Source organism: Hyphobacterium lacteum (assembly GCF_036330345.1).
Taxonomy (GTDB): domain Bacteria; phylum Pseudomonadota; class Alphaproteobacteria; order Caulobacterales; family Maricaulaceae; genus Hyphobacterium; species Hyphobacterium lacteum.
In genome coordinates this window covers 323,993-336,756 of sequence record NZ_JAZDRP010000003.1, presented here as the reverse complement: position 1 = coordinate 336,756, position 12,764 = coordinate 323,993, and the positions used below count along the sequence as shown (strand labels likewise).

The following is a 12,764-nucleotide window of genomic DNA, read 5'->3' as shown; positions in this document are numbered from 1 at the left end:
TTGTCATGAAAGTCTGGCCCCTGATCCAGGCGCGTCTTGCGCTGTACTGGGAGACGCTGGCTCCGGTTCTCTGGCCGGCCGCGCTTCTCATGGGCCTTTACGCGTCTGTCTCGATATTCGGACTGTGGGACCAGCTGGGCGACCCCTGGCGAGCCATTGCCTATCTGGCGGCCGTTGGCTTCTCATTCTGGCTGGGCTGGAAACGGCTGCGCACAATTGAATGGCCTGACGGTGAGGACGCGGCGCGCCGGGTCGAGGACGATTCGGGAATTTCCGCCCGCCCGCACGAAGCGCTGATTGACCGGCCTGCCCGCTCAACGCCCGAAGACGATGCCGTATGGGCGGCTCACCAGAAACGCATGGCCGAGCGCCTGAAAGGCGCGCACGCGCGGCGTCCGCACGCGGCCTGGGCCAAGGCTGACAGCTGGGGATTGCGCGGCGCGGTCATAGTGCTGATTGCGGCCGGCTGGATTGTCGCCGGTGATCTGGCCCGCGGACGCCTTTTTGAAAGCTTCGGATTTGCGCCGGTGTATCGTGGCGTGGAAACCGCCCAGGTCGACATCTGGCTGAACCCGCCGGCCTACACAGGCCTGGCGCCGATCTTCTTTCAGGACGGACAGACCGAGGCCCGGACGCCTGCCGGCTCGGAACTGGTTGTGCGTACCGCCGGCGTCCGACGGGCACCGAATGTCCGCAATGGCCGCGATCGCGCCGAAAACCGTCAGATCGGAGATGGCGTCTGGCAAAGCCATATGACGATCGGAGCTGATGCTGTGGTGACGCTCCGCGCCGGCCGCGAACGCGCTGCCTACCGGATCACCGCCATTGCCGACACACCACCGGACATTCGGATCGCCGCCGCGCCGGATGCGAATGTCGAAGGCGAGCTCATCCTCGAATTCGAAGTCGACGACGATTACGGGGCGACGGGCTTTCAGGTCGAATTCCGTCCGGAAGGCGATACCGACGCTGAATGGTTCTCGATCGAGATTGATCCCAACGATTTGACCCGGGGCGAGTCAGGCTTCGTAGCGACCGTCTCAACGGCACAACATGAGCTTGCGGGGTCGCGCGTCGATCTGCGGATAGCAGCGCAAGATGGTGGAGGAAATACCGGTCGTTCTCCGAGCATCGCGCTCACCCTGCCGGAACGGGTTTTCCTTGATCCGCTGGCGCGGGCAGTGTCGGAGCAACGCCGCATCGTGATTGCCTCGTCGCATGACTATGCCCCGCTGCCCGAACGTGAGCCGCTTTACATGGATGACGTGCAGGCTCTGCCGCCCTTCCAGGGCGAGGAACCGGAGCGGCGGATCGAGCGGGCATCTGATGACTTGCAGCGTGTTGCACTGGCGCTGGATGCGATGACCGATGCGCCGGAATACTTCTTTGAAGACCGCATGGTCTATCTGGGCCTGCGCAACGAATTGCACCGATTGCGCCGGGCTCGTTCTTTCGACGAGATCGGACCGATCGAAGATAATCTCTGGCAGATCGCGCTGCGCGCAGAGCTGGGATCGCTGGCCGATGCCGAACGCGCACTGCGTGCCGCCGAACGGGCGCTGATGGAAGCGCTCGCCCGCGGCGCTGATGAAACCGAACTGGCACCGCTGTTTGAGGCCTATCAGCAAGCCATGGACAATTATCTGGCGGCGCTCGCCCGCGAAGCCGCCGAAGAAGGCCGGGTCGCTGAAGGTCAGGGCCAGGGCGGTCAATTGAATACGCAGGGACTTCAGGAATTGCTGGATGCGCTGCGCGATGCTGCCGAGCTCGGCGATACCGCCAATGCGCGCGAAGCCCTGCAGTCTCTCGGCGAAATGCTGCGCAATCTGGAACTCACCCTGCAAACTGGTGAAGGCGATAGCGAACAGTCCGATGCTATCAGTGAAGCCATGCGCGAAGCGCTGGAGGAGCTGGGCGATGTGATCGGCGAACAGCGCCAGTTGCAGGATGAAACCTTCGACCAGGCTGAAGGCGGCCAGCAGGGCCAGGGGCAACCCGGTCAACCGGGACAGCCCGGCGGGCAGGAAGGTTCACAGATGGGCACCAGCCCGAACCAGAATTCGCAGCCGGGCGCCAATACGCCGGGCACGCGGGCGCTGGCCGATGCGCAAGGTGATCTCGCCAGCCGGCTGGAATCGCTCGCTCAGGCGTTGCCAGGTGAAAGCGGGGAAAGCTTTGGCGATGCGGCCGAGGCCATGCGCCGGGCCCAGGAAGCGCTGGAAAACGGCGATGCACAGGGCGCGGTCGGGCAGCAGGAGCAAGCGCTTCAGTCGCTGCGTGATGGTGCGGAACAACTCGCGCAGAATCTTCTGGAGCGAGCGCAGGATGCGCAACAGGCCGGCAATGAGGGCGAGACCGACCCGCTGGGCCGCCCGCGTGATTCCGGCGGCTTCTCTGATGGCGCGGGTGTTGAAATTCCCGACGAGGCCGAGCGGCTGCGAGCGCGAGAAATTCTCGAGGAATTACGTGAGCGTGCCGCCGAACAGGGTCTGGATCAGGATGAGCTGGATTATATCGAGCGCCTGCTGGACCGGTTCGGATCCTGACGCCTAGTGATGTGCGTCGCTGGTAGCAGCGATTTCCTCGTGCGACTCATCCAACGCCGGTTCGCCGCGCTCATAACTCACATCGAGCCCGGCCAGCGAGACTTCGGCTTCGCTGGCATTTTCGGGTGGATCAGTCACAACCGAGCGGAAGGCACGGCGTTCGCCGGGTGCCATGATGTCACCATCAACCACAACCGTCCATTCGAGGACCGGTTGCCCGCTTTGCGACAGCAGACGGCCCTGAAGCGCAGGCGCCATCCGGGCCTGACGGTCGATATTGCGGATTTCGCCAGTCAGGACCACGGTAGGGATGCCATGTTCCTCGCCGCGCTCGATTTCCAGGGATTCGATCATCACGCCATAGGCATTGGCTTCGATGCCAACGGCGGCGTAGGCACTGGAAGCTTGCGGCCAGGCACTGACGATATCGGCGCGGAACAGAAACCCAACGGCGAAAACGCCAGCAATCGCCACCGCGAGACCACCCCAGGCGCCCGCGGCCGCCTTGCGGATCTGTTCCTGGCGGCGCTGTTCAGCGCGTTCGCGGAAAGCGCGGTGCGGCGCCTTGCGGACGGGCTCTTCGGCAACCGGTTCGGGCTCGGGCTTTGGCGGGATCGGGTCAATCGGCTCGAGAACCGGCTCTTCCTCGTTGCGTGCAGTCCAGATATGACCACAGGCAGCACATTTCACGCGCCGTCCATTCATGCCAATGGCCGACGGATTTGCGCGATAACGCGTTTCACAACTCGGACAGCTCAGTATCATGGGCTACCGATTCACCTCACAAGGCAGCCGAAGCTGCAGGAATTCCTTTGACAGAAACTGGCGTGAACCCCTTTCCACAAAGTGAATCCGAAGTGATTGTCCGCTTCGAGTCTGTTGGCATGCGTTATGGGCGCGGCCCGGAAATCCTGAAGGACGTGTCCTTTCAGCTGGATCGGGGCAGTTTCACCTTCCTGACCGGGCCCTCTGGTGCGGGGAAAACCTCGTTGCTGCGCCTCATCCACATGGCTCACAAGGCCTCGCGCGGCGTCATCGAGCATTTCGGACACGACACGGCCGCCCTTCACCGCAAGGAATTGCCGGATCTGCGCCGCCGCGTCGGTGTTGTGTTCCAGGATTTCCGGATGCTGAACCATCTCAGCGTCTTCGAGAATATTGCCCTGCCCTTGCGGGTCGCCGGCCAGAAACGGTCCGATTATGCAGAGGATGTCGCCGAACTGGTGAACTGGGTCGGGCTGGCCCACCACATGGATTCGCTGCCTGCGACATTGTCTGGCGGCGAGCAGCAGCGGGTGGCCATCGCACGGGCTGTCGTCAACCAGCCGGAATTGCTGATTGCGGACGAGCCGACCGGCAATGTTGACCCGGATATGGCGCGGCGGCTGTTGAGGCTGTTCGTCGAACTGAATCGTCTAGGCACCACCGTTCTCATTGCTACCCACGATCTGACACTGGTGCGTGCACTGGATGCCCCGGTCATGTCGCTGGCCGATGGCCGCCTGACCTATCGGGAGCGGGCTGCATGAGTGACGAAACACCAGATATACCGCAACCGCCGCCGGGCGGGAATTCGCCGCTCCTGCCACCGGATTCAGGGCGGGACCGGCCGCTGTTCGCGGTCGCGGCGATCCTGGTTTTCCTGGCCTGCCTGGCTGCGTTGGGCGCACGCGGCGCCTGGACATCGAGCGAGCGCTGGATGTCGGATCTGGAAGGCTCGTTGACCGTTCAGGTCCGGCCGGTCGACGGCCGCAGCGCCGAGGATGATGCCCGGCTGGCTGCAGAGCTGATCCAGGACTTGCCGGGGATTGCCAGTGCCACGCCGCGCGACCGGGCAGCTTCGGAGGCGCTGCTGGAACCCTGGTTCGGGACCTCCGGCCTTCCGGCTGACCTGCCGGTGCCTCTGCTGATTGATGTGCAGCTGGCCGAACCGGAACTTGTCGACACGGCCGCGATTGCATCTGCGCTCGACAATGCCGGCATTATGGCTGATGTCGATGATCATGGCCGCTGGGCCAGTGCCGTTGCCCGCGCCAGCCAGCTGGCACGATTATTGGCGCTCGGATTGCTGGCATTGATTCTGGGAGCCGCCGCTGCGGTTATCGCCTTTGCGGCCCGGGCCTCTCTGGCCGCGCGGCAGGACGTGGCCGATGCATTGCACATTGTCGGAGCAACCGACGGCTATATCGCCGGCCTGTTTGAACGGCGCTTTTTCAGCCTCGGCCTGAAAGCCGGCCTTGCCGGTGCAGGGTTTGCCGCACTGATCGCGATTCTGGTAGCAGTGGGCGGCAGCAATGCCGATGCGCTGTACTTCCTGCCAGAGCTGATTTTTGCGCCTTTCGAGATTGCCGCCCTTCTGGCTGCCCCTCTCATCGCTGGCCTCGTGGCTGCACTGTCTGCGCGACTGGCGGTGGAGGAAGAATTGCGCAAGCGTTGGTAGGACGAGGAGAGCGGAAATCCATGGCGCGTGAGCGGGCAAATAACGGGCAATGGCTGAGGGGGTTAGCCTTCCTCATCGTGTTCGGATTGATGGCCGGGTTTGCCGGATATGCCGGGCACGTGTCGGCGCTGGAAACGCCCGCGGGATTAAGGGCGGACGGGATCATCGTCCTGACCGGAGGCGAAGGCCGGCTTCAGCGGGCGGTGCAATTGTTGGAAGACGGGGCGGGTGACCGCCTGCTCGTTTCCGGCGTCAATCCATCGGTTTCCGGAGAGGCCCTGCGGAATTCCGCGAGTATAGACCGGGACCTCTTTGATTGCTGTATCGATCTGGGCCGGGAGGCCACCGACACGGTCGGCAATGCGCGCGAGGCTGTTGCCTGGGCCGAAGAGCACGGTTTTGACCGGCTGATCATTGTGACGTCCGACTACCATATTCCCCGCTCTATCCTGGAATTGCGGGCGCTGATGCCGGAGCGCGAGCTGATCGCCTATCCGGTCGCTTCGCCGCGTCCCTGGGAAAACGCGACAGCGGCCCGCCGCTGGGCGCTGGAATATCTGAAATTTTCTGCGGTTTTCGTGCGCGAACTGGCGCGCGGTTCTCTATCGGATAATCAAGAATGAAACCTGCCGGCCCGCTGACAATCCTTCGCTCACTACTGTTCGTGATTTGGATGTACGGCACGATGATGATCATCGGTTTTGCCGTTATCTGGCTTCTGCTTTTCCCGCGCAGCTGGTCGCGGGCCGTTTTCCGGTTCTGGCTGGGACTGATTTTTGGCGGTCTGAAGTATATTTGTGGCCAGACCTATGAAGTGCGCGGGCAGGAAAACCTGCCCGAAGGCGGCGCACTGATTGCCTCTCGCCATGAGAGCATGATGGAAACCCAGGCCTTCTGGCAAATCCTCGAGGATCCTGCGATCATCCTGAAAAAGGAGCTCGCCTGGCTGCCTGTATTTGGCTGGTTTGCCATGAAGCTGGGCAATATTGTCGTTGATCGGGGCGCTGCGGCGAAAGCCCTCCGCAAGATGCTGCGCGACGCCCGCGATCGCGCCGCCGAAGGCCGTCAGATCCTTATTTTCCCGGAAGGCACACGCATGAAGCCCGGGCAGTTTGATGATCTCAAGCCCGGGGTCGCCGGTCTCTACAATGCCATGGAAGTGCCTTGCGTGCCGGTGGCACTGGATAGCGGTGATTACTGGTCCGGGCGCGGGATTATCCGTCGTCCGGGTAAAGCGGTTATCCAGTTCCTTGAGCCAATCGCACCGGGATTGTCACGTGATGACTTCATGAAAACGCTTCAATCGCGTATTCAGGACGGAACGCGCGCGCTGCGCGCCAACCGGGCCTGAGGCCCGCCCCTGTCAGGAAGCGTCATGCCCAAGCGTTTTGCGTTCCCCATTCTGGCCGTCCTGGTCGTGTTTGCGCTGTATTCGGCCTATTGGGTTTATGCCCGCAGCGAAATCGAAGCCTATGTCGAAAACTGGCAAGCCGAACAGCTGGCGGCCGGCTACCAGATCGAACACGCAGATATCCGGATCGGCGGCTATCCCTACCGGTTTTCCGTGGCATCGAATGATGTCGTAATCCGCGCTCCGGAAACGGAGGGAGGATGGATTCTGGCGCTGGACAGTTTCGAGGCGAACGCCTTGCCCTATGACTTCTCCCATTGGGTCGTCTCTCTCGGTGAGCAATTCAGTCTGGAACAGAATGGCGATGGCATGGCGTTTACGGCGCGCTCGGCGCGTTTCAGCATTGCCGGCGAAGCCAATGTGACCAACCGGATCGGGGTCAGTATCGAAGGACTAAGCATTGCGGGCATTGGCGATGCCCGGCCGGCCATAACTTCTGCGGGGAATATCGGCCTGTCGGCGGCCACGCGTGACACGGGCGAAATGCTGGTTCAGGTCCAGCTGGACAATGTCGAACTGGCCCCCGGCTCGGTCGACCCCATTCTGGTCAATTCATTTGGGACTTCGGTTACGGTTTTGCGGGCGGATTTCATCCTGACCGAATGGCCTGAACTGGCGCGTTCCGCTGATCTGGCCGTCTGGGCACAGGCTTCCGGACAATCCACACTTCGGGGCTTCGAGATTGACTGGGGCCGGCTCGATATGGCGGCCGAGGGTCAAATGACACTGGATTCCCAGTTACGCCCGTCGGGGCGGCTGAGCCTCAACCTTCTGGATCCTGAAGCTGTGGTGGATGCCATCGTTGAATCCGGATCGGTTTCAGAGGAAAGCGCCGGCGCATTGCGTCTGGTCGCGCAGTCTGCGCCGCGTTCCGATACCGGAACATCAATCCCGCTTTCGTTCCGGAATGGCGGTGTTTTCTTCGGTCCGGTCCGCCTCGGCGAAGTCGGCCCGGTTCTCCGCTAGGCCATGAACTCGGTCAATGCCTCGACAATCTTGTGATTATCCGCATCCAGCCCGATCGTGATCCGTAGCGAATTCGGCAGACCATAGGGCGCAACCGGCCGCACAATCAGCCCTTTCCGTGTGAGGAAGGCATCGGCTTCCGCAGCCGTCTTCCCCTTCGTTTCAGGGAAGTGCACCAGAACAAAATTTCCAACGCTCGGCGTCACATCCAGTCCGAGTCCACCCAGTTGCTGGTGCATGTAGGCCAGGCCCTGCCGATTGTGCTCGGCCGAACGTTGCTGGAAATCGGTATCCTCAATCGCGGCGATGCCCGCTTCGATCGCCGGCAGATTCACATTGAATGGTCCACGGACCCGATTGAGAACGTCGATGATGGAGCCGTCGGCATAGGCCCAGCCGAGGCGCAGCGCGGCAAGACCGTGAATCTTGGAGAAGGTACGAGTGACGACAACATTGTCGTATTCCCGCGCAAGGTCGAAAGCCGTTTCGTAATCCGGTCTGTCGACATATTCGGCATAGGCCTCATCGACGACCAGCAGCGTGTTTTCCGGCAAACCCTCGCGCAGACGGCGGATCTCGTCGTGGGAAATATAGGTCCCCGTGGGATTGTTCGGATTGGCAATGAAGACAATCCGCGCATCCTCACCTGCGACCTGCAAAACCGCATCCACGTCAGTCGTGAAATTTGTTTCCGGCGCACTGACAAGTTCAGCGCCCGACTGCATGGCAACAAGCCGGTAGACGAGGAAGCCATATTGCGACTGGACCACCTTGTCGCCGGGCGCCAGATAGGCGCGGCCGAGCAGCTGAAGCAATTCATCCGAGCCTGTCCCGCAGACAATGCGGGCGGGATCAAGATTATAGGCCTTGCCAATCGCCGCCCGAAGCCGCGTCGCGCCGCCATCCGGATAGAGGTTCAGATTTTTCGAGGACGCCTCGAAAGCCGAACGGGCCAGCGGCGAACATCCCATCGGGTTTTCATTCGATGAGAGCTTGACCGGATTGGCGATACCCGGCGCATCAGCAGCGCCCGGCTTGTACGGTTTGATATCAAGAATGCCGGGGCGGGGTTGAAGCGTCATGTCACGAGTCCTCCTGACGGGTCCGGCGAGGAGATAGCGCGGGGGTGGGGCTACCTTCAAGACCCGGGAGCCGAACGCGTACAGGCCTGACTCTGCGCGGCGTCAAAGCACCGGTGTTTTTCACCGCTTCGGCCAGAATCAGACCACCGAGATGCGGCATCAGTTTCTCGCCAAATGTCTCCCATCCCAAAGCGCGATCATCCTTGCAGGCCCAGGCCCAGGGCGGAGCATGCAGAGCCCGGGACCACGCAGTGGGCGTGAACGCGGCATCACCGAGCAGTTGCGAGAGCTGGCCCCGCGAAAACGGGCGCCCATGGCCAAAAGGCGTGGTTTCGACACGTGCCCAGAGACCGGCCCGGTTGGGTGCAATCAACACGATCCGGCCCTGAGGCGCTGTGATCCGCCAAAGCTCGCGCAGCAAATGTGCGGGCGATTGGGATTCTTCCAGGGCATGCACAAGGATAACACGGTCAAACATGGCATCCTGGAACGGAAGATGGCTTTCTTCGCCCAGCACGGTTCGGGACGGAGCATCGCCGGGCCACCGTACCGCGCCCTGCTCGGCCGGCATGAACGCGATGCGCCGGCGCGGTTGGCCTTCGATCGACTCAAGAAGCGGCGGGCCATAGCCGATCGACAACACGTCCAGCCCATCCAGGCCGGTCCATAGCGCCCGCAGGCGCCGCACCATCATGGCGCGGGCCGCGCGGCCCTGTTCGGTGCGATAGAATTGTTCGATCTGTAGCGCATCCGTGCGCATTGAAGCGGTTTCCAATCAGAGCTCAGCCATGCCAGTCTGTCTGTCATAGGCTAACAGCGCGTTGGGACAAAGGTACGGATTGATGAGCGAGCTTGAGATCAGGCAATTTCCCTGCCTGTCCGATAATTACGGTTTCCTTGTGCATGACCCGGCAAGCGGCGAGACCGCGGCCATCGATACACCGGACGCCGACGCCTACCTGGCGGCCGCGGCAGATGCCGGCTGGTTCATCACCCAGATCTGGAACACGCATCATCACTTTGACCATGCTGGCGGCAATGCCGCTCTGAAAGCGGCCACGGGCGCCAGGGTCATTGCGCCGGAGTATGACCGTCAGCGGATCGATGCGGCCGATCAATGGGTCACGGACGGCGACCGGCTGCAACTCGGTACACATACCGCAGATATAGTCTACACGCCCGGCCACACGATGGGGCATGTGGTCTATCATTTTGCAAAAGACAGGCTTGCCTTTGTCGGCGATACGCTGTTCGCGCTGGGCTGCGGGCGCCTGTTTGAAGGGTCGCCATCCGATATGTGGACCAGCCTGTCAAAACTGCGGGCCTGGCCGGACAACACCGTCATCTATTGCGCCCATGAATATACCGAGGCGAATGCTGCCTTTGCCCTGAGCGTCGATTCCGGCAATCCGGACCTCAAGGCTTACGCCAGCGATGTCGCCGAACGGCGCAGCCGCGGCCGACCGACAGTGCCAACAACGATCGGAAAAGAGAAAGCGGCCAATCCTTTCCTGCGTCCGGATGATCCGGCTCTGGCTGCCGCCGTCGGGATGGCGGGCGCCGATCCGGTCGAGGTGTTTGCAGAAGTGCGCCGCCGGAAGGATCAATTTTGACCGCAGACGACATCATCCGCGAACTGGATCTGGAGCCGCACCCGGAAGGCGGCTGGTTCCGGGAAGTTTTCCGCGATGAAGCCGAAGGCCGGGCGCATTCGACCGCCATCTATTTCCTGCTGACCGAAGGGCAGCTGTCGCACTGGCACCGGGTCGATGCAGCCGAGGTCTGGCACTGGTATGCCGGCGCGCCGTTGCGGCTGGATATTCACGAAGACGGGGAAAGCACATCTCACACGCTGGGCGCCGAACTTAAGGCCGGCCATCGCCCCCAGGCTGTCGTGCCGGCTCATGCATGGCAAAGTGCCCGGAGTCTGGGCGAGTGGACGCTGGTCGGCTGCACGGTGGCACCGGGCTTCGACTTTGACGGATTCGAACTGGCACCGCCGGGCTGGGCGCCTCAGGACGGTGTTTCGTAAGCCGTCAGATAGCGTGATATCCGGGTTGAGGACGGGCGTCCGGCAAACCCGGCCTGCAGATTGACGCGCACCGTGAAAAGATCATCGACAATGCCGAGCTCTGCCATCTCGCCGGGCGCGATCTTCAGCCTTTGCAGGAAATCCAGTTCGGCGCCCATAGTCCGGGCGCGTTCAATACCGGTAACGGCAAGGCGCATGGCGTCGACCATAAGTCCGAGGCCTTCGCGGGGGGCTGCACCATACTCGACCTGTACCGGCCGGCCCATAATGCTCGCCAATTGCAGGGCAGATTGGGCCGATGCCTCCCGCAAATCGTCTACACTGGCATCGGGCAGCTGTATCGACCGTGCCGGCTCCCACATTTCGGCGATCACGCCATTGGGCTGGTCGTCGGGATAATAGGTCACCGCGCCGATCGACGATATACGGACAATTTCATCGCCCCAGTCAGTGTTGAAGCTGGTGCCGCCATTCGGCGCACGCTGCGGGAACAGGGCCAGCACCTCTTCCTCATCCAGGGGCTGCAGGAGCCAGATGTCATCTGTGCGGTCGAGTACAAATCCCCGTCGCCCGTCCTGGCGATGGAATTCCGCGACATCGGGCACTTCTTCCCGGCGGGAGCGGCGTTGACGCAACGGATTGTCCACCCCGGCCCATGCAGCAGGGATGCCCGAGGCCACACCCGAAAGCATGGCCGCTAGGAGAAAACGGCGCGATATCATCGGCCCCTCATTGCCCGCCTAGAAGGGCGAAATTAGGGCGCCCGGATTAACCGGAGACGTATTGACCGCCATTGGCTGCCAGTGTCGCTCCGGTGACAAATCCGGCATCGTCGCTACAAAGATAGACGACCGCCGCACCAATCTCTTCAGCCTTGCCAAGACGGTTGACGGGAATGCCGCCAATAATGCTCTGCAGGACATTTTCCGGCACCGCAGCGACCATGTCGGTATCGATATAGCCAGGCGCCACACAATTGACGGTGATGCCCTTGCGCGCGGTTTCCTGAGCCAGCGCCTTGGTGAAACCGATGACGCCCGCTTTGGCGGCGGAATAATTGACCTGACCCATCTGACCCTTCTGGCCGTTGATGGAAGAGATGTTCACCACGCGGCCAAATCCGGCCTCCCGCATACCGTCGATGACCGGGCGGGTCATGTTGAACAGAGATGTGAGATCGACGCGGATCACATCATTCCACTGCTCGGGCGTCATCTTGTGAAACATGCCATCACGGGTGATGCCGGCATTATTGATCAGAACTTCAAGAGATCCGCCCTGGGCTTCGGCCACCTCTGCCAGACCCGCGGCGCAAGCGTCGTAATCGCCCACATCCCATTTGAAGACCGGTATGCCGGTGTCATTGCTGAACGCCTGTGCTGCTGCGTCATTGCCTGCATAATTGGCGGCTACATCATAGCCGGCCTCTTTCAACTTGACGGAAATCGCCGCGCCTATGCCGCGCGTGCCACCCGTAACCAAAGCTCTGCGTCCCATTTCGCCACCCTTTCATTTCAGGCTGTGTTATCCTGCGCTTGCGAAACGCGCTTGCAGCATTCGTCAAGGGACGCAATTATCCCCGCGCCTGCCCCGGCCCGTTCACCCAAGGGGCGTATAGCAGTGCATTTGGTGCTTTAAAAGGAGTACGCCGGTCATGGGCAAGAAAGATAATGCTTCCGACGCGATCGTCATCAAGAAGTATGCGAACCGGCGGCTCTATGACACGTCCACAAGCCAGTATGTGACGCTCGATTATGTTCGCAAGCTGGTGAAGGAAGGGGCTGACTTTACGGTCGTTGATGCAAAATCCGGCGAGGACCTGACTCACAGCGTTCTCAGCCAGATCATCTTCGAAGAAGAGGCGCGCGGTGAGAACCTGTTGCCCCTGCCCTTCCTGCGTCAGCTGATCCAGTATTATGACGACAGCCTGCAATCGGTCGTGCCGAGTTATCTGCAGGCAACGATGGAGGCCTTCGCTCAGCAGCAGGAGGCCATGCGCGAACGGTTCGCTGGCTCCATGCATTCGCCGCAGGCCATGATGGATGCCTTCCAGGAACAAACCCGCCGCAATATGGAAATGTTTGGTCAGGCAGTGCAGATGTTCAATCCTTACATCGGTGGCGGTGCCGCCTCCGGTGATGAGGACGCTTCAGCCAGTCACGAGGAAAGCGACGAGCTGAAAGCCATGCGCGCGGAACTGGATGCCATGCGTGCCAAGATCGACAAGATGTCCGGCAACTGACTGTTCCAATTCGTTACGCAAATCTTAACGGCGGTGCCCCGGAGG

The 12,764-nt window shown here is 61.6% G+C and carries 14 protein-coding genes; 9 read left to right on the top strand and 5 right to left on the bottom strand.

Annotated elements, in window-relative coordinates; translation table 11 throughout:
• The first annotated feature begins 5 nt into the window (after positions 1-5).
• The gene (locus tag V0U79_RS06470; protein ID WP_330198664.1) at positions 6-2,546 is read left to right on the top strand and encodes a DUF4175 domain-containing protein; all 2,541 of its coding nucleotides are present in this window, start codon (positions 6-8) and stop codon (positions 2,544-2,546) included.
• Positions 2,547-2,549: 3 nt separating this feature from the next.
• Here the strand turns inward: V0U79_RS06470 and V0U79_RS06465 are convergent, their stop codons facing one another.
• The gene (locus V0U79_RS06465) at positions 2,550-3,311 is read right to left on the bottom strand and encodes an MJ0042-type zinc finger domain-containing protein (protein WP_330198663.1); all 762 of its coding nucleotides are present in this window, start codon (positions 3,309-3,311) and stop codon (positions 2,550-2,552) included.
• 95 nt (positions 3,312-3,406) lie between these two features.
• On the opposite strand from V0U79_RS06465, the gene ftsE reads away from it, so the two are divergent.
• The 5 genes from ftsE to V0U79_RS06440 are packed head-to-tail and all read left to right on the top strand — an operon-like array spanning position 3,407 to position 7,363.
• A complete protein-coding gene (gene ftsE / locus V0U79_RS06460) occupies positions 3,407-4,075 on the top strand; it encodes a cell division ATP-binding protein FtsE (RefSeq protein ID WP_373696451.1) in 669 nt (222 codons plus the stop codon).
• Positions 4,072-4,986 (top strand): cell division protein FtsX, encoded by a 915-nt coding sequence (locus V0U79_RS06455; protein ID WP_330198661.1) that lies wholly within the window; start codon positions 4,072-4,074, stop codon positions 4,984-4,986. The genes ftsE and V0U79_RS06455 overlap by 4 nt, the downstream gene beginning before the upstream one ends.
• A 20-nt stretch (positions 4,987-5,006) precedes the next feature.
• A complete protein-coding gene (locus V0U79_RS06450; protein WP_330198660.1) occupies positions 5,007-5,609 on the top strand; it encodes a YdcF family protein in 603 nt (200 codons plus the stop codon).
• Positions 5,606-6,337, top strand: a complete 732-nt coding sequence (locus tag V0U79_RS06445; protein ID WP_330198659.1) for a lysophospholipid acyltransferase family protein — start codon at positions 5,606-5,608, stop codon at positions 6,335-6,337. Before V0U79_RS06450 ends, V0U79_RS06445 begins: the two co-directional genes overlap by 4 nt.
• Positions 6,338-6,361: 24 nt before the next feature.
• Positions 6,362-7,363, top strand: coding sequence for a DUF2125 domain-containing protein (locus tag V0U79_RS06440; protein WP_330198658.1), 1,002 nt, complete (start codon positions 6,362-6,364; stop codon positions 7,361-7,363).
• Here V0U79_RS06440 and hisC read toward each other — a convergent pair.
• Together hisC and V0U79_RS06430 are read right to left on the bottom strand one after the other, a co-directional pair.
• Positions 7,360-8,445, bottom strand: a complete 1,086-nt coding sequence (hisC, locus tag V0U79_RS06435) for a histidinol-phosphate transaminase (RefSeq protein ID WP_330198657.1) — start codon at positions 8,443-8,445, stop codon at positions 7,360-7,362. The two genes, V0U79_RS06440 and hisC, sit on opposite strands and share 4 nt — an antisense overlap.
• 1 nt (position 8,446) lies before the next feature.
• Positions 8,447-9,205, bottom strand: coding sequence for a class I SAM-dependent methyltransferase (locus V0U79_RS06430; protein ID WP_330198656.1), 759 nt, complete (start codon positions 9,203-9,205; stop codon positions 8,447-8,449).
• A gap of 82 nt (positions 9,206-9,287) precedes the next feature.
• On the opposite strand from V0U79_RS06430, the gene gloB reads away from it, so the two are divergent.
• Together gloB and V0U79_RS06420 are read left to right on the top strand one after the other, a co-directional pair.
• Positions 9,288-10,058, top strand: a complete 771-nt coding sequence (gene gloB, locus V0U79_RS06425) for a hydroxyacylglutathione hydrolase (RefSeq protein WP_330198655.1) — start codon at positions 9,288-9,290, stop codon at positions 10,056-10,058.
• Positions 10,055-10,477: a cupin domain-containing protein gene (locus tag V0U79_RS06420; RefSeq protein ID WP_330198654.1), complete on the top strand. Its 423-nt coding sequence runs from the start codon at positions 10,055-10,057 to the stop codon at positions 10,475-10,477. The genes gloB and V0U79_RS06420 overlap by 4 nt, the downstream gene beginning before the upstream one ends.
• Here the strand turns inward: V0U79_RS06420 and V0U79_RS06415 are convergent.
• Positions 10,459-11,199 carry a DUF4908 domain-containing protein gene (locus tag V0U79_RS06415; protein ID WP_330198653.1) on the bottom strand — a complete coding sequence of 247 codons (741 nt, stop codon included), beginning with the start codon at positions 11,197-11,199 and terminating at the stop codon, positions 10,459-10,461. The genes V0U79_RS06420 and V0U79_RS06415 overlap by 19 nt on opposite strands.
• Positions 11,200-11,245: 46 nt before the next feature.
• The gene (gene phbB, locus V0U79_RS06410) at positions 11,246-11,974 is read right to left on the bottom strand and encodes an acetoacetyl-CoA reductase (protein WP_330198652.1); all 729 of its coding nucleotides are present in this window, start codon (positions 11,972-11,974) and stop codon (positions 11,246-11,248) included.
• Positions 11,975-12,131: 157 nt separating this feature from the next.
• Between phbB and phaR the strand changes: the two genes are divergently transcribed.
• Positions 12,132-12,719, top strand: a complete 588-nt coding sequence (gene phaR / locus V0U79_RS06405) for a polyhydroxyalkanoate synthesis repressor PhaR (protein WP_330198651.1) — start codon at positions 12,132-12,134, stop codon at positions 12,717-12,719.
• Positions 12,720-12,764: the final 45 nt, after the last annotated feature.

Bases quoted from the DNA above. Each gene is read 5' to 3' on its own strand.
- V0U79_RS06440 (WP_330198658.1), top strand. From the start codon at position 6,362: ATGCCCAAGCGTTTTGCGTTCCCCATTCTGGCCGTCCTGGTCGTGTTT.
- phaR (WP_330198651.1), top strand. From the start codon at position 12,132: ATGGGCAAGAAAGATAATGCTTCCGACGCGATCGTCATCAAGAAGTAT.
- gloB (WP_330198655.1), top strand. From the start codon at position 9,288: ATGAGCGAGCTTGAGATCAGGCAATTTCCCTGCCTGTCCGATAATTAC.
- V0U79_RS06455 (WP_330198661.1), top strand. From the start codon at position 4,072: ATGAGTGACGAAACACCAGATATACCGCAACCGCCGCCGGGCGGGAAT.
- hisC (WP_330198657.1), bottom strand. From the start codon at position 8,445: ATGACGCTTCAACCCCGCCCCGGCATTCTTGATATCAAACCGTACAAG.
- V0U79_RS06415 (WP_330198653.1), bottom strand. From the start codon at position 11,199: ATGATATCGCGCCGTTTTCTCCTAGCGGCCATGCTTTCGGGTGTGGCC.
- V0U79_RS06465 (WP_330198663.1), bottom strand. From the start codon at position 3,311: ATGATACTGAGCTGTCCGAGTTGTGAAACGCGTTATCGCGCAAATCCG.
- phbB (WP_330198652.1), bottom strand. From the start codon at position 11,974: ATGGGACGCAGAGCTTTGGTTACGGGTGGCACGCGCGGCATAGGCGCG.
- V0U79_RS06430 (WP_330198656.1), bottom strand. From the start codon at position 9,205: ATGCGCACGGATGCGCTACAGATCGAACAATTCTATCGCACCGAACAG.
- V0U79_RS06470 (WP_330198664.1), top strand. From the start codon at position 6: ATGAAAGTCTGGCCCCTGATCCAGGCGCGTCTTGCGCTGTACTGGGAG.
- V0U79_RS06450 (WP_330198660.1), top strand. From the start codon at position 5,007: ATGGCGCGTGAGCGGGCAAATAACGGGCAATGGCTGAGGGGGTTAGCC.
- V0U79_RS06445 (WP_330198659.1), top strand. From the start codon at position 5,606: ATGAAACCTGCCGGCCCGCTGACAATCCTTCGCTCACTACTGTTCGTG.